The 18,641-nt window shown below is 67.0% G+C and carries 17 protein-coding genes; 6 read left to right on the top strand and 11 right to left on the bottom strand.

Translation table 11 applies throughout. The features are described 5' to 3' along the window. The first annotated feature begins 2 nt into the window (after window positions 1-2). Window positions 3-3,389 (top strand): pilus assembly protein, encoded by a 3,387-nt coding sequence (locus WDZ97_RS05190; protein ID WP_425762013.1) that lies wholly within the window; start codon window positions 3-5, stop codon window positions 3,387-3,389. Window positions 3,390-3,391: 2 nt separating this feature from the next. Next, entirely contained in the window at window positions 3,392-3,724 is a 333-nt protein-coding gene (locus tag WDZ97_RS05185) for a hypothetical protein (protein ID WP_425762012.1), read from the top strand. A 217-nt stretch (window positions 3,725-3,941) separates the two neighbouring features. Here WDZ97_RS05185 and WDZ97_RS05180 read toward each other — a convergent pair whose 3' ends face one another. Together WDZ97_RS05180 and WDZ97_RS05175 are read right to left on the bottom strand one after the other, a co-directional pair. After that, a complete protein-coding gene (locus tag WDZ97_RS05180) occupies window positions 3,942-4,313 on the bottom strand; it encodes a YidH family protein (RefSeq protein ID WP_019918274.1) in 372 nt (123 codons plus the stop codon). Window positions 4,314-4,315: 2 nt separating this feature from the next. After that, the gene (locus tag WDZ97_RS05175; protein ID WP_341421330.1) at window positions 4,316-5,074 is read right to left on the bottom strand and encodes a 2OG-Fe dioxygenase family protein; all 759 of its coding nucleotides are present in this window, start codon (window positions 5,072-5,074) and stop codon (window positions 4,316-4,318) included. A gap of 109 nt (window positions 5,075-5,183) precedes the next feature. On the opposite strand from WDZ97_RS05175, the gene hyi reads away from it, so the two are divergent. After that, window positions 5,184-5,954, top strand: coding sequence for a hydroxypyruvate isomerase (gene hyi / locus WDZ97_RS05170; RefSeq protein WP_425762011.1), 771 nt, complete (start codon window positions 5,184-5,186; stop codon window positions 5,952-5,954). A gap of 35 nt (window positions 5,955-5,989) precedes the next feature. Here hyi and WDZ97_RS05165 read toward each other — a convergent pair whose 3' ends face one another. The 3 genes from WDZ97_RS05165 to WDZ97_RS05155 are packed head-to-tail and all read right to left on the bottom strand — an operon-like array spanning window position 5,990 to window position 8,206. Continuing rightward, on the bottom strand, window positions 5,990-6,820 hold the full coding sequence (locus WDZ97_RS05165) for an extracellular solute-binding protein (RefSeq protein WP_425762010.1): 831 nt from the start codon (window positions 6,818-6,820) through the stop codon (window positions 5,990-5,992). Then, complete coding sequence (locus tag WDZ97_RS05160; protein WP_425762009.1) at window positions 6,811-7,518, bottom strand: energy-coupling factor ABC transporter ATP-binding protein; 708 nt, start codon at window positions 7,516-7,518, stop codon at window positions 6,811-6,813. Before WDZ97_RS05160 ends, WDZ97_RS05165 begins: the two co-directional genes overlap by 10 nt. Next, on the bottom strand, window positions 7,511-8,206 hold the full coding sequence (locus WDZ97_RS05155) for an ABC transporter permease (RefSeq protein WP_425762008.1): 696 nt from the start codon (window positions 8,204-8,206) through the stop codon (window positions 7,511-7,513). The genes WDZ97_RS05160 and WDZ97_RS05155 overlap by 8 nt, the downstream gene beginning before the upstream one ends. A 250-nt stretch (window positions 8,207-8,456) precedes the next feature. Here WDZ97_RS05155 and WDZ97_RS05150 point away from each other — a divergent pair, with 250 nt between their 5' ends. The 3 genes from WDZ97_RS05150 (at window position 8,457) to WDZ97_RS05140 (ending at window position 12,450) form a co-directional block, all read left to right on the top strand. Continuing rightward, a complete protein-coding gene (locus tag WDZ97_RS05150; RefSeq protein WP_425762007.1) occupies window positions 8,457-9,554 on the top strand; it encodes a substrate-binding domain-containing protein in 1,098 nt (365 codons plus the stop codon). A 59-nt stretch (window positions 9,555-9,613) separates the two neighbouring features. Further along, window positions 9,614-10,786, top strand: coding sequence for a DUF2863 family protein (locus WDZ97_RS05145; protein ID WP_425762006.1), 1,173 nt, complete (start codon window positions 9,614-9,616; stop codon window positions 10,784-10,786). 62 nt (window positions 10,787-10,848) lie between these two features. After that, a complete protein-coding gene (locus WDZ97_RS05140) occupies window positions 10,849-12,450 on the top strand; it encodes a peptide chain release factor 3 (RefSeq protein ID WP_425762005.1) in 1,602 nt (533 codons plus the stop codon). 237 nt (window positions 12,451-12,687) lie between these two features. Here the strand turns inward: WDZ97_RS05140 and WDZ97_RS05135 are convergent, their stop codons facing one another. Genes WDZ97_RS05135 through WDZ97_RS05110 form a run of 6 tightly spaced genes read right to left on the bottom strand, consistent with a single transcriptional unit; the run spans window position 12,688 to window position 18,575 of the window. Then, the gene (locus WDZ97_RS05135) at window positions 12,688-13,020 is read right to left on the bottom strand and encodes a Na+/H+ antiporter subunit G (RefSeq protein ID WP_304006866.1); all 333 of its coding nucleotides are present in this window, start codon (window positions 13,018-13,020) and stop codon (window positions 12,688-12,690) included. A 9-nt stretch (window positions 13,021-13,029) separates the two neighbouring features. Then, window positions 13,030-13,299: a K+/H+ antiporter subunit F gene (locus tag WDZ97_RS05130; protein WP_024300439.1), complete on the bottom strand. Its 270-nt coding sequence runs from the start codon at window positions 13,297-13,299 to the stop codon at window positions 13,030-13,032. Further along, the gene (locus tag WDZ97_RS05125) at window positions 13,296-13,805 is read right to left on the bottom strand and encodes a Na+/H+ antiporter subunit E (protein WP_425762004.1); all 510 of its coding nucleotides are present in this window, start codon (window positions 13,803-13,805) and stop codon (window positions 13,296-13,298) included. Before WDZ97_RS05125 ends, WDZ97_RS05130 begins: the two co-directional genes overlap by 4 nt. Next, window positions 13,805-15,412, bottom strand: coding sequence for a monovalent cation/H+ antiporter subunit D (locus WDZ97_RS05120; RefSeq protein ID WP_425762003.1), 1,608 nt, complete (start codon window positions 15,410-15,412; stop codon window positions 13,805-13,807). Before WDZ97_RS05120 ends, WDZ97_RS05125 begins: the two co-directional genes overlap by 1 nt. Then, window positions 15,409-15,762 (bottom strand): Na+/H+ antiporter subunit C, encoded by a 354-nt coding sequence (locus WDZ97_RS05115; RefSeq protein WP_019918257.1) that lies wholly within the window; start codon window positions 15,760-15,762, stop codon window positions 15,409-15,411. Before WDZ97_RS05115 ends, WDZ97_RS05120 begins: the two co-directional genes overlap by 4 nt. Further along, the gene (locus tag WDZ97_RS05110) at window positions 15,759-18,575 is read right to left on the bottom strand and encodes a monovalent cation/H+ antiporter subunit A (protein WP_425762002.1); all 2,817 of its coding nucleotides are present in this window, start codon (window positions 18,573-18,575) and stop codon (window positions 15,759-15,761) included. Before WDZ97_RS05110 ends, WDZ97_RS05115 begins: the two co-directional genes overlap by 4 nt. Window positions 18,576-18,641: the final 66 nt, after the last annotated feature.

Here is an 18,641-nt window from a genome sequence, read left to right as displayed (position 1 = left end):
CCATGCACCCGCTTCCCGCCCTCTACCGCTTCCTCGCTGCGCTGCTGCTGGCCTGCCTTGCCGGGCAGCCGCTGCGCGCGGCGGTCGACATCGCCGACGCACCCATCATGGTGGGCAGCGCTGTCGCCCCCAACCTGATGTTCCTGCTCGACGATTCGGGCTCGATGCAGTGGGAGGTCATGCCGGACGAAAACCTCTATTCCGCCTACTACCTGTTTCCGGTCCCGTTCGGGCTGTATGGCGGCAGCACCTATACCTCGCAGGTGCCGACCTTTCAGGACAACAACATCCACAACTTCTTCAGCCGGTCGCCGGACAACAACGCGGTGTTCTACAACCCGCAGACAACCTACAAGCCCTGGATACGCCACACCGGCGTCAGCTTCGGCGACGTGTCGCCGACGGCGGCACCTTACAACCCGTCCGACACCTCGCGCGGCACGCTCAACCTCACTGCGTCGCAGACGCAATCGGCGTACTGGTTCACCAACACGTCGAACACCAACCAGAATTCCGCGAGCTACGCCTGCGGTCCGCCGTGCAACCAGACCTTCCAGCCGATCACCTTCTTCATCTATCGGGGCAGCGGCTCGCGGGTCAGTGCGGCGAATTACACGAAGTACCAGATCCGCGGCACGCGGGCCTACAAGCGCGACCCGGTCACCGCGGCGGAGGTCGAGATCACCAGCTTCAGCTGGCCTAATGGTGTCACCCGCACGGTTGCGCAGGAAACGCAGAACTTCGCCAACTGGTTCAGCTACTACCGCAGTCGCATCCTCGCGGCGCGCGCTGGCGCGTCGATCGCCTTTGGCCAGCTCGGTACCAATTACCGGGTTGGTTTCCGCACCATTAACGGCGACGGGCAGCTGCTGATACCGACCAGTGGAACCTTCAGCGGCAGCAATCGCGAAACCTGGTTCCAGCGCCTGCTCGAAACCGACATCGGCACCAGCGGCACGCCGCTGCGCACCGCGCTGAACTGGGCCGGCAACTACTTCGAGACCAAGACGGGAAGCGACGACCCGTGGAAGGACGCGGCCTACACCAATCCGCTGGCCTGCCGGCAGTCCTTTACCATCCTGACCACCGACGGCTACTGGGGTGACACTTTTTCGCTGCCGGTGGGCAGCCAGAACGCTGACGGCAACGAAGCGCGTCCTTACCGTGACACGCACAGCAACACGCTGGCGGACGTGGCGATGCACTACTACAAGCGCGATCTGCGTACCGGCATCGCCAACAACGTTCCGACCAGCAGCCGTGACCCGGCGAACTGGCAGCACATGGTCACTTTCGGCCTGTCGCTGGGCACCAGTGGCACGCTGGACCCGGCCACCGATCTGCCGGCGCTGACTGCCGGCACCAAGACCTGGCCGAATCCGGCGCTCAGCTCGCCAGCCAAGCTGGACGACCTCTGGCACGCCAGCCTGAACGGCCGTGGCGGCTTCGTGAATGCGTCCAATCCGACGCAGTTCATCGACGGCCTGTCGGCCATGCTGACCGATATCGGCGAACGGGTGGCCTCCAGCGGCACCGTATCCGCGACCAGCACGTCGGTCACGTCGAACACGCTGCTGTTCCAGGCCCGATTCGTCGGTGGCGACTGGACAGGCGACCTTTGGGCGACGCGCATCCTGACCGACGGCACGCTGGCGACCACGCCAAGCTGGAAAGCGTCCGAACATCTGCCGACGCCGGCCAACCGCTCCATCTACACCTGGTCCGGCACCGCCGGCATTCCCTTTCAGTGGGCGAACCTGACCGCAGCGCAGCGAACCACGCTCGGGTCGTCGGCCGTCCTCGACTACCTGCGCGGCGTGACGTCCGGCGAGGCACGCAATGGCGGCAGCTATCGCAACCGCTCGTCGGTGCTGGGCGACATCGTGAATTCGGCGCCGCTCTACGTCGGTGCCGTCACCGATCTGCGGCTCGACCGCTTCGGCTGGACAGGCGCCAGCACCTATCAGGACCACCGCGCAGCCGTGGCTTCCCGGCGCGAGATGGTCTACGTCGCGGCCAATGACGGCATGCTCCACGCTTTTGACGCGCGCACCGGTGACGAGCGATTCGCCTTCGTCCCCAGTGGTGCGCTGGCAACGATGAAAACGCTGGCCAACACCGATTACGCGCACAAGTTCATCAACGATGGCTCGGTCGTCGTGGCGGAGGTGTACTTCGGCGGCGCCTGGCGCACGGTGCTGGTCGGCACGCAGGGGCGCGGTGGCAAGAGCGTGTACGCGCTCGACATCACCAATCCGGACGGCTTCGCCGCGAACAAGGTGCTGTGGGAATACACGCATACCAGTCTGGGCCAGACCACCGGCACACCGGTCATCACCCGGCTCAACGACGGCAGCTGGGCAGTCGTCGTCGGCAATGGCTACAACAGCACCAATGCGCGCGCCGAGCTGTTCGTGCTGAACATTTCGAATGGCGCGCTGCTCGCGCGCATCGACACGCTGCGTGGCTCCAGCGGTACGCCGAACGGCCTGGCCGCGGTGGAAGGCGTCGATGTCGATCGCGACGGCGATACCGATTACTTCTATGGCGGCGACCTGCTCGGCAATCTGTGGAAGTTCGACCTGAGCAATGCCGCGCCGACGCAGTGGCGGGTCGCCTACGGAACCACCGCGGCGCCCGATCCACTCTTCACTGCACGCAGCGCGAGCAACGTGGTGCAGCCGATCACCGGCGGCGTGAGCGTCGGTTTCAATCCGGCCGACCGCAAGCTGTGGGTGTTCTTCGGTACCGGCCGCTATCTGTCGACCGGCGACCTGTCCACCACGGCAACGCAGACCTGGTACGGTCTGAACGACACCGGCACGACCATCGCCAGCCGCAGCAATCTTGCCCAGCGAGTCATTCTGGAGGAGGGCGCGACAGGGCAGGGCGACCGCTATCGCGTCATTTCCAAGCCCGGCGACACGACGGGCGGCAGCACGATGACCAACAAGCGCGGCTGGTACATCGATCTGACCTCGCCGACCGCCGGCGCCGAGGGCGAGCGCATGGTTTTCGCACCTGTGCTGGGCGCCAGCACACTGTTCGCCAGCACACTCATTCCGAGTAACGACCCCTGCGAACCGGGCGGACGCGGCTGGGTACTCGGCGTCAATCCGTTCACCGGCGGCCGCCAGGATTTCGACGTGTTCGACTTCAACCGCGATGGCGGCGTTGATGCCGGCGACCAGGTCAATCTGGCCAATGGCAACGGCACCAACCGCAAGGTAGTCGGCAGCGGCTACAGCACGGACAGCCTTCCCGGCAGTCCACTGCAACTGGGCAAGCAGCAGGTCGTCGGTGGATCTGACGGCAATGCGCAGACACGCCGTGTGTCGGACGGACTGCGCTCCGGGCGTGTGTCGTGGAAAGAGATCCTGAGGGACTGACGATGAAAGCCTTGATTGCAGGACTGATGTGCGTGGCCACCGGCGGCGCGTACGCCGCCGAACCGTTGTCGCCGATCGCCAATCCGTCGCTGTACGAATCGCGCGGCACGGTCGGCAGCGTGGACAGCGCCTCCGGCACGCTGATGATCGGTGGCAAACGCTACAAGGCGAACGCGAACACCGTCATCTTCATTGATGACGGTCGCGGCAACGTGCGCAAGGGGCTGAAGCTGGCCGACATTCCACCCAACGTTCCGGTCAGCTTTTCCGCCGGCGAAGACGGACAGGTCACGCAGATCTACGTAGGCAGCGGAATCCAGCCGTACCGGCCGTAGTCGCGAGGCCGCAAGTACCGAATGGGAACGGCGGCTCAATCGAGGATGGACGGCGGTTGTGGATGCTTCAGATGAATCGGACGCACTCACACGCCCATATCGATAGTTCTGAAAATTACTGTTTTCAGAACTTACATCAAGGTATGAGTGTTCGGGCTCAATACATTGAACCTAAAGGACTCTCCACCCTCTCTTCTGACCTGAAAAAAGCGAAAACTCAGGACGAAGTGAACAGGTGTGCGATCAAAGCAACGCCGATCGCCGCGACCGCAAGCGAAGTCCACGACGCCAGACCGCTCATATAGCCGTCGGGAATTTCCACCGGTTTCAAGGTCGCCAGCACGCGCCGGTACTGCACGACGGCCAGCGTCACCGAAATCGAGCCCAGCGCGATCAGCGCGACGCCTATCCAGAACGACAAGCCGTGCGGCGCACCGTTGAGCGTCTTCTGATTGCCCAGCATCGCGACGAACAGCGCAAAGCGCTCGATCGCGAATCCGAAGGCCATCAGCGCCAGCGCCGTGCGCGACCATGCGAGCAAGGTGCGCTCGGCGGCGAAAAAGACGCGTGGATCGTTCAGGTCCGACACACTCAGCCTTGCGCCGGCGGACGCCGGCGGTAGGTCACGACCAGCACATCGCGCCAGGCCGGCTTCGACGGATCGAGCGGATGGATGGGCGTCACGCCGTGCAGCGCCCGCTGGTCATTCACCAGCGCCGCGTCGCACGGTGCCGTCAGCGTGAAGCTGTCGAGACGCTTGCCTTCCGGCGAGAAGATTTCCGTGGTGCCGCTCTCGACGTTCTCCCGCCGCACCATCATGACCAGCACGAAATCGACGCCATCACGATGCACGCCTTCCGGTGTCGGCTTGCCCTCGCCCTCGGCGCGCGCCTCGATGCGGAACTGATGCACTTCGATGTGCGCGTCGTGACCGGGGTGCAGGCGCTGGAACACTGCCAGCCCGAACTGCGCCACCGTCTGCATGGTCGAGCCACCCAGCACCTGCGGCCGTATCGGCTCGAAGTGACGCTCGACGCCGCCATTCAGCGTGTTGTAGTCCAGGCTCTGGTAATGCGGCTGATGCGGTTCGAACTGGATGCGCAGCCCGTCGGCCGGCGCACTGAGTACCGCGTAACGGCGCCGACGGTAACGGCCACCGTCCGCCATATAGGTATCGGTTTCCAGATCGCCCCAGCTGGCGGCAAACACGTCCCAGTCAGCGCGCCAGCCGGAACGCAGGCTGGACAGTGCGTCGCGTACCTGCGCCGACGGCAGGAAACAGAAATCGTGGGCCGCGACGTTCTCGGCGAGCGCGCGGGCGAAAGTGCCGGTATTCAGGGAGGGGGACATCTGTGACAGAACGACGAAAACCGCGAAAGCAGGGACGATACTCCCCTGCTCCCGGCAACGCACGCACCGACCCGATTTAGAATCGGTGCCCCGCCGGAGATCCCGTCACATGCCCCGCTTCTGCGCCAACCTGTCACTGCTGTTCACCGAACACCCCTTCGTCGAGCGCTGGGCCGCCGCCGCGCACGCCGGCTTTCGCGGCGTCGAATGCCATTTCCCGTACGGCGAACCGGCCGCCGTGCTGGCCGAGGAAGTGCGTCGTCACGGGCTGGAGCAGGTGCTGTTCAATCTGCCGCCTGGAGACTGGGCCGCGGGTGAACGCGGCATCGCCTGCCTGCCCGACCGCGTTACCGAATTCGAGGACGGCGTCGGTCGCGCCATCAACTACGCCCGTGCACTCGGCTGTCGCCGCATCAACTGCCTGGCCGGCATTGCGCCGGCCAGTGTCGAGCGCGCCGAACTGCTGTCGGTGATGGAACGGAATCTGCGTTTCGCGGCGCGTGCACTGGCGCGGGAAAACATCGAACTGCTGGTCGAGCCGATCAACGACCGCGACATGCCGGGCTTTCTGCTGAACCGCTCGGCCGACACGCTGGCGTTGATCGAACGCGTCGGCGAGCCCAATGTGAAGCTGCAGTATGACGTCTATCACATGCAGATCATGGAAGGCGACCTCGCCCGCACGCTGCAGCGCGAACTGCCGCGCATCGGTCATGTGCAGATCGCCGACAACCCGGGGCGTCACGAACCGGGCAGCGGCGAGATCAACTACCCCTTCCTGTTCGACTGGCTGGACCGCATCGGCTACACCGGCTGGGTCAGCGCGGAATACATCCCGGCCGGCGATACGGCCGCAGGCCTCGGCTGGCTGCCGCGCTGAGCGTCAGGGCAGCGCGAATCCGTCGGTAGCAAGCATCACTTCGCAGCGTTCGGGAAGAACAGCTGCTGGCCGTCTATCCTGTAGTCGGCAATCGCCTTCTGGCCTTCGGCCGACACCACCCAGTCGATGAAGGCCTGGCCATCCGCCTTCTTCACGTGTGGGTGCTTGTCCGGATTGACCAGGATGACGCCGTACTGGTTGAACAGGCGCTTGTCACCTTCGACCGTAATGACCAGGTCGCCGCGGTTCCTGAACGACAGCCAGGTGCCGCGGTCGGCCAGGATGTAGGCGTTCATCGACGCCGCGGTGTTCAGCGCCGGGCCCATGCCGGATCCGGTATCGCGGTACCAGGCACCCTTGCTCGCATCGAGGTCCATGCCGGCGATTTTCCACAGACGCAGTTCGGCGGCGTGCGTGCCGCTCTTGTCGCCGCGCGACACGAAGGGCGCCTGCGCGGCCTGGATCGCCTTCAGCGCTTCGGTGATGTCCTTGCCACCCGCCACCTTGGCCGGATCCGACTTCGGTCCGATCAGGATGAAGTCGTTGTACATCACCTCCTGGCGTTTCACGCCGAAGCCTTCGGCGATGAATTTCTCTTCCGCCGCCTTGTCGTGCACGAACACCACGTCGGCGTCGCCGCGGCGCGCCATGTCCAGCGCCTGACCAGTACCCAGCGCGACCACGCGCACCTCGATGCCGGTCTTCGCCCGGAATACCGGCAGCAGGTGCTTGAACAGGCCGGACTGTTCGGTCGAGGTGGTGGACGACACGGTGATGAAGCGATCAGCCGCCTGCGCACAAGGCACGGCCAGCGTGATCGCGGCGACCGCCGCGGTGGCAATGAATGAACGGCGGATCAGGTCCATGAAAGCTCTCCTCTGAGGTACTGCCCGGCTTCGGCCGAGCGCGGTGCGGCGAAGAAGTCGGCCACCGGCGTGTGTTCGGTGATGCGGCCGGTGTCGACGAATACGATGTCGTCGGCCAGGCGACGCGCCTGGCCGAGGTGGTGGGTGACCATGACGATGGAACAGCCGTCGTCGGCGATGACGCGGATGATGCGTTCCACTTCGGCGGCGGCACCCGGGTCGAGGCTGGCGGTCGGCTCGTCGAGGAAGAGCACGCGCGGTCGCAATGCCCAGGCGCGGGCGAGCGCCACGCGCTGCTGTTCGCCGCCGGACAGCACGCGCGCCGGGCGGTCGGCCAGCGCGGCGAGGCCGACGCGTTCCAGCACGTCGAGCGCGCGCGTGCGGCGTTCCGCCGCTGGCACACCAGCCAGGTAGAGCGCATAGGTCACGTTGTCGAGCACGCTGCGGCGGAGCATGACCGGGCGCTGGAACACCATGGCCTGCACCGGCGCACCGCTGCCGCCATTCCACAGGATGCGGCCGGCGGTCGGCTCGATCAGGCCGTGCATCAGGCGCATCAGCACGCTCTTTCCCGCGCCGTTCGGGCCGAGTATCAGCGTGCGCCGCCCCGCTTCGATGCGCAGCGATACGTCGCGGATCAGCGCGCGGTCGCCCGCCTCGTAGCGCAGCGCGTCCAGCGTGAGCAGTACGTCAGCCATGGCGTCGCACCGCCCATTCGCGTACCGCGTGCGCCAGCGCATTCAGTATCAGCACGATGGAAATGAGGATGAAACCCAGCGCCAGCGCCAGCGGCAGGTCGCCCTTGCTGGTTTCGAGCGCGATGCTGGTGGTCATGACGCGGGTGACGCCGTCGATATTGCCGCCGACGATCATCACCGCGCCGACCTCCGCCACCGCGCGGCCCAGCCCGGCCAGCACTGCGGTAGACAGCGAGAAGCGCGTATCGACCAGCAGCGTCAGCGCGGCGCGCGGGGTCGAGGCGCCGAGCGAGCGCAGCTGTTCTTCGTAGTCGCGCCAGGCGTCGGCGACGATCTGCCGCGACAGCGCGGCGATGATGGGCGTGATCAGGACGACCTGAGCGATCACCATCGCCGTCGGCGTGAACAGCAGGCCGAGGGAGCCCAGCGGGCCGGCGCGCGACAGCAGCAGATAGACCAGCAGACCGATCACCACCGGCGGCAGACCCATCAGGCCGTTCAGGATGACGGTCAGCGGCTTGCGCCCCGGGAAGCGGCCGACCGCCACCGCAGCACCTATCGGCAGTCCCAGACAGGCGGCGAGGAAGACGGCGGTCAGGCTGACCTGCAGGCTCAGCGCGACGATGTGCAGCAGATTGGGGTCGGCGGCGACGATCAGGCGACCGGCAGTGGCGAAGCTTTCGCTCATCGTGCTCATCGCGCCGGCCCCGCAATGATCAGCAGGCCGGGCCCCGGTCCGGCCGCCGCGCTGAGTGCAAGCGCGCAGCGCAAACCGGTTTCAAGCCGGTCAGTATCGCCACCCGGTACGGACATCTGCGCAGGTCCGGGCAGGTGCGCTGTATCGCAGCGAAAAGGTCTCTCGCCAGGGAAGAACATCAATCGGCATCAGAAAACACATAAGATGCCGGAAGCTAACGCACAGACGCCCTCCGTCCTATATGTCCGATTTTGCACAAAGCAATCCACGCCTGCATATCGAATGGGATTTCGGCCCCGACGCACCGGCCGGCATCGGCCGGCTGCTCGCGCTGCTGGCGGCCATCGAGGCCAGCGGCTCCATCGCCGGCGCCGCCCGTGACACCGGTCTGTCGTACCGCAACGCCTGGGGACTGATCAACGCCTGGCAGGCTTACTTCGGCCAACCCTTGATCGCCACCGCGCGGGCGCACGGCTCGACGCTCGAAGCCTTCGCTCGTCAGTTGCTGGACGTCGATCGCGGCGCCCGTCAGTCGCTGACGCGCGCGCTCGACGGCGCCAGCCAGCCGATGCGGGCGCTGTCGCTGCAGCCGGCCGAACACGGCGGCGCGGCGTTGCGTTTCGCCGCCAGTCACGAACCGCTGCTGAACGATCTGATTCGCCTGCTGCGCAGCGAACGCGCCGACGCGGTGGCGGTGACACTGGCCACGCACGGCAGCCTCGAATCGCTGCTCGCGCTGGCCGCCCGCCGCTGCGAGATCGCCGGCTTCCATTGCCCGGTCGGCGAACTGGGACGCGACATCTGGGCGCTCTACCGCGCACAGCACGGTCTGCCGCGGCTGCGCCTGATCGGTTTCGCCCGCCGTCGGCAAGGCCTCATCCTGGCGCGCGGCAATCCGAAGAAGGTGAGCGGCCTGGCCGACCTGTCACGCACCGACCTGCGTTTCGTGCACCGCCAGCCGGGCGCCGGCACGCGACTCGCGTTCGATCTGCTGGCGCGCCGCGCCGGGCTGGACACGCGCGCGCTGAACGAGGGCGATGAAGAACACACGCACGCCGCGGTGGCGGCGCTGATCGCCAGCGACGAAGCCGATGCCGGACTCGGGCTGGAGGCCTTCGCGCACCGCCTGGGGCTGGACTTCATCCCGCTGTTCGAGGAAATGTACTTTCTGGCGATGCGCGACGCACCCGCCTCGCGCGACACGGTGCAGTCACTGTCGGTCCTGCTGCAGCAACCGGACTGGCGCGCGCGCGCCGACGGGCTGAGCGGCTACTCGCTGGCCGAAGCCGGGGTCGAGTACGACCTCGCGGCTGCCGAGCGCCTGCTGTTCGGCGGCTGATATCCGCGGCGCCTGCGCCGGCCCTTGGTAGAATCGCGCCTCAGTCACCGGACCCTTACATGAAACGCACCCGATTCGCCCGCCGCGGCGGCCTCACCCAGGACGCCGCCCTGCTCACCCGGCTGGCCACCGGCCTGGCGCTGTCCGCCAGCCGCATCGAAGACCGCTACTGGGAAGTGCGGCTGACCGAACAGGTGAGCCGCCTGCTGGCCGACCGCAACGAGGACGCGCTGAACGCCGCGCTCGACCACCTGTGGCGCGAGGACGCACCGGCCTATGACGAACTGGCCGATTTCATCGAAGCGGGCAGCGAATGCGGTCTGCCGGGCGACGCCAACAAGGACTGGGACGCCGTCGTGTTCGCAGCCCCCCTGCTCGCCTGGTCGCGCTTCTCGATCCCGGCCGGGCCGATTGCCGCGCCGCTGCTGGCCAGCCTCAAGGTGCAGCTGTGCGCGCACGCTTTCGGCACCCACACCAAGGTTGCGCTGGCCGACTATCTGTTCAGCCCGGACCAGCTGCCGCGCGGCTATGTCGAAACGCGCGACCTCGCCGACGACCTCGGCGAAGCCGTGCTCGCCGGGAATGATCTGAAGCTGGAGGCGGAGGCGATGGCGCAGACCACCACCTTCCTGTCGGACACCCGCTACCTGATCGGCATCGCCATCGTGCCGCGCGGTCAGGCGCTGTTCCGCTGGCAGGAGGACGACGGCCAGCGCGAACACGTGGTGAAACAGTGGCAGGCCCAGGGTGGCGCCGTCATCGGCACGCTGATGCAGGGCTGTGCCTTCGAACTGCTGCCGCCCAACGCCTACCACTCGGCCTGCCGTGAAGCCGATCGCGCCTCGCGCGCGTACTCGCTGCGCGCCTCGGTCGCCTTCCTCGAACAGACGCTGGCGGTGCCGGCGAGCGGCCTGCGTGCCATCATCGCGCCCTTCTACGACAAGCAGCTCGAGGAGTACCGCGTCGCCTTCACCACCTCCGACTCCAGCGACGTCGTGCACGGCGTCGTGTGGGCGCTGCTCGGTGCCGAGGACGAGGAGACCGACACCGTTGGCGAGATCGAAGGCGTGCTGCGCGAATGCGGTCTGACCGACACGCTGGTGCTCGACCACCGGATGCCCATGGAGTACTGCGACGACTGCGGCGCGCCGATGTATCCGGATCCCGACGGCCAGCCGGTGCACGCCGAACTGCCCGAAACGTCGGACCAGCCGCCCGCTCACCTGCACTGACACGTCATCCTGTTTTCGCGGCCGCGCCTCGCGCGGCCGTTTTCATTTGCTGAAGAACGCTCATGTCGCTTGAAAAAGAAGTCGCCCGCCGGCGCACCTTTGCCATCATTTCCCACCCGGACGCGGGCAAGACCACGCTGACCGAAAAGCTGCTGCTGTTCGCAGGCGCGATCCAGATCGCCGGCAGCGTGAAGGCGCGCAAGGCCGCCCGTCACGCCACCTCCGACTGGATGGAAATCGAGAAGCAGCGTGGCATTTCGGTCGCCAGCTCGGTGATGCAGATGGAGTACCGCGACTGCGTCGTGAACCTGCTCGACACGCCGGGCCACAAGGACTTCTCGGAAGACACTTACCGCGTGCTGACCGCGGTCGATGCCGCGCTGATGGTGATCGACGCCGCCAACGGTGTCGAAGCGCAGACGTTGCGCCTGCTCGAGGTCTGCCGCGCGCGCAACACGCCCATCATCACCTTCATCAACAAGATGGACCGCGAAGTGCGCGCGCCGCTCGACCTGATCGACGAGCTGGAGCGCACGCTGGGCATGGACGTCGCGCCCTTCACCTGGCCGCTGGGCATGGGCAAGGATTTCGCCGGCGTCTATGAACTGCGCGAAGACCGCATGCGCGTGTTCCGCGCCGGCGAGGACCGCATTTCCGGCGACGAGGAGGTGCTGCTCGGCCTGGACAACCCGGAAATCGCTGGCCGCTACCCGATGCAGTTCGACACCGCGCACGCCGAGATCGACCTCGTGCGCGAAGCCGCGCCGCCCTTCGACGAGGTCGAATTCCTGGCCGGCCGGCAGACGCCGGTGTTCTTCGGTTCGGCGATCAACAACTTCGGCGTCAAGGAAGTGCTGGACGCCCTGGTCGACCTCGCGCCGCCGCCGGGCGGCCGCCCCGCCATCCAGCGCCGGGTCGAGCCGACCGAAGAGAAGTTCACCGGCGTCGTGTTCAAGATCCAGGCGAATATGGACCCGTCGCACCGCGACCGCGTCGCCTTCCTGCGCGTTTGCTCCGGCCACTTCGAGCGCGGCATGCGCATGAAGGTGAGCCGCAACGGCAAGGACATCCGGCCGAACAACGTCGTCACCTTCCTGTCGCAGCGGCGCGAACTGCTGGAAGAGGCCTACGCCGGCGACATCATCGGCATCCCGAACCATGGCACGCTGCAACTCGGCGACACGCTGACCGAAGGCGAAACGCTGCAATTCACCGGTCTGCCCTTCTTCGCGCCGGAACTGTTCCAAGGTGTTGAAGTCAAGGATCCGTTGAAAACCAAGCAGTTGCGCGCGGGTCTTGAGCAATTGGGTGAAGAAGGCGCCATCCAGGTTTTCCGCCCGCTTGCGGGCGGCACGCTGCTGCTGGGCGCGGTCGGCCAGCTGCAGTTCGAGGTGGTGATCCACCGCCTGAAGACCGAGTACGGCTGCGACGCCCGCCTCGAAGGCACGCGCTACACGATGGCGCGCTGGGTCACCTGCGACGACGAGCGCGAACTGAAGCGCTTCATCGACGCCAACGCCCACCGCATCGCCTACGACGCGGTGAACGCCCCCGCCTTCCTTGCCACCATGCGTGCCGAACTCAAGGTGGCCGAAGAGAAGTGGGAAAAGATCAAGTTCCACGCCATGCGGGAGCATGCGGGGCTGATGTTCGCCAGCCACTGAAGCGCGTTTTGCAGGCGCGGCCTTGGCCGCGACGGCGCTTACGCACGCCGCGTGCCTCGATCGAGGCCGCTGTCGGGGTCAAGACCCCTCCCACAGCCCCCCGGCTCCAGCGACGAGCCGGGCGTGCCTCTTGTAGGAGCGGCCTTGGCCGCGACAGGGCCTGTGCACGCCGCAAGCTTCGATACCGGCCGCTGTCGGGGTCAGAAGACCCCTCCCACAAAAACCCAGCTCCGGCGTTCAGTCCTTCTTCTGCGGATGCCCCGCCTTCGACGGCAGCTTCAGATGCAGCGCCGCCTTGGCCATCAGATTGGCCGAGACCGGCGCGGTGATGAAGAGGAACAGCGTGATCAGCAGTTCGTGGATGCCGAAGCGGCCGTTGGCGGCGCTGTAGATCATGCTGGCGATCAGCACGCCGCCGACGCCCAGCGTGGTGGCCTTGGTCGGTGCATGCAGGCGCTGGAAGAAGTCCTTGAAACGCAGCATGCCGATGGCGCCGACCAGCGCGAAGAAGGCGCTGATCAGCAGCATGGCGACGACGATGATTTCGACCACGGGATGCAGGTTGTCCATCGGTCCTCCTTACTCGATCACGTCGCCGCGCGTCAGGTAGCGCGACAGGCCGACGGTGCCGACGAAGCCCAGCATGGCGACGATGAGCGCGGCCTCGAACAGCAGATCGGTGTGCTGGCGCATGCCGAGCACGATGACCAGCGCCACCACGTTCACATAGAGGGTGTCGAGCGCCAGGATGCGGTCGACCACTTCCGGACCGCGCAACACCCGCCAGCCGCAGATCAGCATGGCGATCACGATGGCGCCGACGGTAATGTCCAGGGCCATATCTATCATTCGAAAATCTCCCGCAGCGGTGCTTCGTAACGCGCCTTCATGTCACGCGCGGCGGCGACTGGATCGCTGCAGTCGAGTGCATGAACGAGGATTTCGCGGCGGCGCTCGTCGACGATGCACGACACCGTGCCCGGCGTCATCGTGATGATGGAGGCGAACAGCGCCACGCCATTCGGGTGTTCGATGTCCAGCGGAACCGGCACCCAGGCCGGCTGCGGCACCCGCGTCGGACTCAGTGCGAGCTTGGCGACCGTGATGTTGGAAATGATGATGTCCCACACGACGATGCCGCTCAGCCGCAGCACGGTCCCGAAGGACTTCAGCGTGACGCCGGGCCCGATGAAGCCGCTGACCAGGCGCGGGATCACCAGCCCGAGCACGATGGCGGTCAGCACATTGCCCGGATCGATTGCCTGCTGCAGCGTGAGCCAGCCCGCGGCCACCATGGCCGACATGATCGGGTGCCCGAACCAGCGCTTGCCGTGCGCGGCTTCAGTCGTCGCCATCAGTGAGCTCCTTCGCTGGCCGGACGCGGAAATACATAGGGTTGCGTGGTCTGCGCGCCGGCGGCGCCAAGCACCGCCTCCTGATAGGCGCGGCGGTCGACCAGCTGCACCGCGGCCGCATCGGTGTAGCGCTTGAGCGGCCCGGCCAGCACGCTCATCAGCACGCCGGCGCCGATCAGCGACACGGTGGCGAGCACCAGTCGCGGGCTGGCGCCGGCAGCGGTGCCGCTGCCATCCGCTTCCGGACGCACGCTCCAGAACAGCACGCTGCCGGCGCGCGCCAGACCGATCAGCGTCAGGAAGCCGACCAGCAGCACGACCGTCCACACCCAGGCCTGCGCCTCGTGGCCGCTGGACGCCTGCAGCACCATCAGCTTGCCGATGAAGCCCGGCAGCGGCGGCAGACCGGCGGCCGATGCGGCGCCGAGCAGCATCAGCAGGCCGAGCAGCGCCGGCTGCGCCACCGCGGGCCCCGCTTCGAGCCGGTCGGCCGCGTCGCCACGCTGCGCCGCCACCAGTTCGACCAGCAGGAAAAGCGCCGCGATGATGAGCGTGCTGTGTGCCATGTAGTACAGCGCCGCCGACCAGGCGGCCTCGCTGAACAGGCCCAGGGCGGCCAGTATCGTGCCGACCGAGGCGACCGTCATGTAGGCCACCATGCGCGGCAGCGTGTGTGCGGCCAGCATGCCGAACACCGCCAGCACGCTGGTACCGAGCGCCAGCGGCAGCAGCCAGGGCTCGACCGTCAGTGCCGACGCGCCGGCGTCGGCGCCGAAGATCACGCCATGCACGCGCAGGATGCTGTAGACACCGACCTTGGTCATGATGGCGAACAGCGCGGCGACTGGCGCGCTCGCCGCCGCATAGGTCGAGGGCAGCCACAGGTGCAGCGGCAGGATGGCCGCCTTGACGCCGAACACGACGAGCAGGATGAGCGCCGCCGCCTTCAGCACCACCGCGTCGTCGCCGCTCACCAGCGGCACGCGCTGCGCAAGGTCGGCCATGTTCAGCGTGCCGACGGTGGCGTAGATCAGCGACACGCCGATCAGGAACAGGGCGGAGGCCGCCAGATTGATCGCCACGTACTGCACGCCGACGCGGAAGCGCTCGCGGCCCTGGCCGTGCAGCAGCAGCACGTAGGAGGCGATCAGCAGCACCTCGAAGAACACGAACAGATTGAACAGGTCGCCGGTCACGAAGGCACCGTTCAGACCCATCAGCTGGAACTGGAACAGCGCGTGGAAATGCCGGCCGTGGCTGTCCCAGCCGCCGCTCGCGTAGAACAGCACCGGCAGCGCCACCGCCTGAGTCAGTACCAGCATCAGCGCCGACAGCCGGTCGATCACCAGCACGATGCCGAACGGCGCCGGCCAGTCGCCGACGCGGTACACGCGCAGCACGCCGTCGTCGGCTTCCATCGCCAGCTTGAGCGCAAACATCAGCCCGAGCGTGACCGACACCAGCGCGATGCGGCGCAGCCGCGGCAATGAATCGCGGTCGCCGATCAGCAGCATCAGCATGGCGGTGAAACTGGGCAGCAGCACCGGCAGCACCGCGAGGTGCTGGCGGAACAGCTGCATCATCACATCGGCAAAACTCATGTTCATGCTCCGGGCTCCCGGCCGTCGACGTGGTCGGTGCCCGATTCGGCGCGGCTGCGCAGCGCCAGTTCGATCACGAAGCCGGTGGTGGCGAAGCCGATCACGATGGCGGTGAGCACCAGCGCCTGCGGCAGCGGGTCGGCCTGTACATCGCCCTGCCCCAGGATCGGCGGCGCCGCGCTCCACAGCCGGCCCATCACGAAGATGAAAATGTTTACCGCGTAACCAAGCAGCGTCAGGCCCAGCACGACCGGGAAGCTGCGCCCGCGCAGCATCAGGTAGACACCGCAGGCGGTGACCCAGCCGATGCCGCTGGCCACCAGGAATTCCATGCTGATGTTCGCGAAAAGACTCATCCGTGCTGCTCCTTGCTCGCTGCACCCAGTACCGACAGCGTCAGCATGGTGGCGCCGACGACGGTGATATAGACCCCGAGGTCGAAGGCCGCTGCACTGGCCAGCGGCAGTTCGCCCAGCAGCGGCAGCGCCGGGTGGCCGTGCGCGCTGGTCAGGAAGGGGCGACCGAACCAGAAGGCGCCGATGCCGGTCAGCCCGGCGATCGCCAGGCCGCTGCCTATCCAGCGCGAGAAGCGACGGCCGGCCGCGCCGTGCAGCAAGGCCTCGGCACGCGCCTGACCGAGCGCCATGTACTGCATCACCAGCGCCACCGCGGTGATCAGGCCGGCGATGAAGCCGCCGCCCGGCACGTTGTGGCCGCGCCAGAAGATGTAGGCGGACACCAGCAGCGCCAGCGGCAGCACGACGCGCGCGGCGACGCGCAGCAGCAGCGGCTGTTCCTCGAAGGCCCAGCGACGGCCGTCCGGGTCGGCGTCGGGCCGGCGTGTGCGGAAGCCGTCGAGCAGCGCCAGCACGCCGATGCCGGCGATGCCGAGCACGGTGATTTCGCCGAAGGTGTCGTAGCCGCGGAAGTCGACCAGGATGACGTTCACCACATTGGTACCGCCGCCCTCGCTCAGCGACTTGTCGAGGAAGAACCACGAGATCGAATCGTGCGGGCGCGTCAGCATGAGCCAGGTTAGCCCGGCCACGCCGCCGCCGGCGAACACGGCGAGCAGCGCGTCGCGGCCGCGGCGCAGCGTGCCCGATTCGAAGGGCGTGCGCTGCGGCAGCAGCGCCAGACCCATCAGCAGCAGCACCGTCGATACCACCTCGACCGACAGCTGCGTCAGCGCGAGGTCGGGCGCCGACAGGCCGACGAAGGTGAAGGCGGTGACCAGGCCGACGACGCCGGTCAGCACCAGCGCCTGGAAGCGGTTGTGGTGGGTCAGCACCAGCAGGGTTGCGCTGGCCAGCAACAGTACCCACACGGCGAGCGCCAGCGGCGAGGCCGGCATCAATTCGCGCGGCCCGGCGCCGGGCAACGTATCGGCGGCCCAGAACGGCGCCGCCGCCAGCACGATCGCAAAGGCCACCATCAGCGCCAGCGAACGCTGCAGCGAACCGTTCTCGAAGCGCGCCGTGAGACGACCGGCAAAGCCGAACAGGCCATCGATCAGGCAGGTGAAGGTCGCCTTGCCGGAGAAGGACTGCGGCGTGTAGCCGTGCAGCCGGAACACGCGCTGCAGTGCCAGATACAGCGCGGCGCCGACAACCACTGCGATGCCGCTCATCAGCAGCGGCAGATTGAAGCCGTGCCACAGCGCGAGGTGATAGTCGGGCGTGTCGCCGCCGAGCAGCGCGCGCGCCGCGACCTCGACCAGCGGGCCGTAGGTGAGCGCCGGAATGACGCCGACCACGACGCACAGCACCGCCAGCAGCGCCACCGGCGCCAGCATGCCGAACGGTGGATCGTGCGGGTGCGCGTCGGCCGGCAGATCTTTGGGCGCGCCGTTGAAGAAGGTGTCATGCACCAGGCGCAGCGAGTAGGCCATCGAGCAGACGCCGGCGAAGGTGGCGACCACCGGCACCGCCGCGCCCCAGAACATGGTCGCCTCGACCGCCTCGTGGAAGAACATTTCCTTCGACAGGAAACCGTTGAACAGCGGAATGCCGGCCATCGCCGCCGCCGCCGTCATGGCGAAGGTGGCGGTCCAGGGCATCAGCCTGAGCAGACCGCCCAGGCGCCGCATGTCGCGCGTGCCGCACTCGTGATCGACGATGCCCGCGCTCATGAACAGCGCCGCCTTGAAGGTGGCGTGGTTCAGGATGTGGAACACCGCCGCCACCGCCGACAGCGGCGAATTGAGCCCGATCAGGAAGGTGATGAAGCCGAGGTGGCTCACCGTCGAATAGGCCAGCAGGCCCTTCAGGTCGTGCTTGAAGATGGCCACCCAGGCGGCGAAGGCCACCGTGGCCAGACCGAAGCTGGCAACGATGCCCTCGAACAGGTCGGTACCGCCGACCGCCGGGTACAGACGCGCCAGCAGGAAGATACCGGCCTTCACCATGGTGGCCGAGTGCAGGTAGGCCGACACCGGCGTCGGTGCGGCCATCGCTTCCGGCAGCCAGAAGTGGAACGGCACCTGCGCGCTCTTGGTGAAACAGCCGACCAGGATCAGCACCAGCATGAGCGGATACAGCGGGTCGGCCTTGATCACGTCGCCGCTCAGCAGGATGTCGCTCAGTTCATAACTGCCAGCGATCTGGCCGAGCAGCACGAAACCGGCCAGCATGACCAGTCCGCCGCCGCCGGTCACCGCCAGCGCCATCCGCGCACCCGCCCTCGCCTCTTCCTTGTGGCCCCAGTAGCCGACCAGCAGGAAGGACGAAATGCTGGTCAGCTCCCAGAACACGACCAGCAGCATGATGTTGTCCGACATCACGATGCCCAGCATGGCCGCCATGAACAGCATGAGCAGGGTGTAGAACTTGCCGGCGGGGTCGGACTCGGCCAGATAGAAGTGCGCGTACAGCACGATCAGCGAGCCGATGCCGGTGATCAGCAGCGCGAACATCAGCGCCAGGCCGTCGAGGCGCCAGCCTATCGACAGACCGAGCGACGGCACCCAGTCGGTGTGCGCCAGCAGTGTCTGGCCGGCGAACACCTGTGGCGCCAGCGACAGCAGCATGCCGAACGCGGTCAGCGTGACGGCGCCGGCGGCCAGCGCGGTCAGCAGACGACGCGCGGGCGAGTTGTCGCGACCGAAGGCAAAACAGAGCAGCGTGCCGGCCACAAGGGGCAACAGCACTATCGTTGCGAGTGGATTCATGGAGGCTGCCGGACTTGTGGCTGGCTGAAACCGGCCGAAGGATACATTGTTTGCCGCCGCCGGATC

The organism is Methyloversatilis sp. MC4-4, assembly GCF_049843555.1.
Lineage (GTDB): Bacteria > Pseudomonadota > Gammaproteobacteria > Burkholderiales > Rhodocyclaceae > Methyloversatilis > Methyloversatilis discipulorum_B.
Note: the sequence above shows the minus strand (reverse complement) of the source record. Positions and strands in the feature narration are given on the sequence as shown.

Coding starts and splice junctions, on each gene's coding strand:
- hyi (WP_425762011.1), top strand. CDS start 5,184: ATGCCCCGCTTCTGCGCCAACCTGTCACTGCTGTTCACCGAACACCCC.
- WDZ97_RS05120 (WP_425762003.1), bottom strand. CDS start 15,412: ATGAACATGAGTTTTGCCGATGTGATGATGCAGCTGTTCCGCCAGCAC.
- WDZ97_RS05155 (WP_425762008.1), bottom strand. CDS start 8,206: ATGAGCGAAAGCTTCGCCACTGCCGGTCGCCTGATCGTCGCCGCCGAC.
- WDZ97_RS05190 (WP_425762013.1), top strand. CDS start 3: ATGCACCCGCTTCCCGCCCTCTACCGCTTCCTCGCTGCGCTGCTGCTG.
- WDZ97_RS05150 (WP_425762007.1), top strand. CDS start 8,457: ATGTCCGATTTTGCACAAAGCAATCCACGCCTGCATATCGAATGGGAT.
- WDZ97_RS05115 (WP_019918257.1), bottom strand. CDS start 15,762: ATGAGTCTTTTCGCGAACATCAGCATGGAATTCCTGGTGGCCAGCGGC.
- WDZ97_RS05125 (WP_425762004.1), bottom strand. CDS start 13,805: ATGGCGACGACTGAAGCCGCGCACGGCAAGCGCTGGTTCGGGCACCCG.
- WDZ97_RS05140 (WP_425762005.1), top strand. CDS start 10,849: ATGTCGCTTGAAAAAGAAGTCGCCCGCCGGCGCACCTTTGCCATCATT.
- WDZ97_RS05160 (WP_425762009.1), bottom strand. CDS start 7,518: ATGGCTGACGTACTGCTCACGCTGGACGCGCTGCGCTACGAGGCGGGC.
- WDZ97_RS05145 (WP_425762006.1), top strand. CDS start 9,614: ATGAAACGCACCCGATTCGCCCGCCGCGGCGGCCTCACCCAGGACGCC.
- WDZ97_RS05175 (WP_341421330.1), bottom strand. CDS start 5,074: ATGTCCCCCTCCCTGAATACCGGCACTTTCGCCCGCGCGCTCGCCGAG.
- WDZ97_RS05135 (WP_304006866.1), bottom strand. CDS start 13,020: ATGGACAACCTGCATCCCGTGGTCGAAATCATCGTCGTCGCCATGCTG.
- WDZ97_RS05185 (WP_425762012.1), top strand. CDS start 3,392: ATGAAAGCCTTGATTGCAGGACTGATGTGCGTGGCCACCGGCGGCGCG.
- WDZ97_RS05110 (WP_425762002.1), bottom strand. CDS start 18,575: ATGAATCCACTCGCAACGATAGTGCTGTTGCCCCTTGTGGCCGGCACG.
- WDZ97_RS05165 (WP_425762010.1), bottom strand. CDS start 6,820: ATGGACCTGATCCGCCGTTCATTCATTGCCACCGCGGCGGTCGCCGCG.
- WDZ97_RS05130 (WP_024300439.1), bottom strand. CDS start 13,299: ATGATAGATATGGCCCTGGACATTACCGTCGGCGCCATCGTGATCGCC.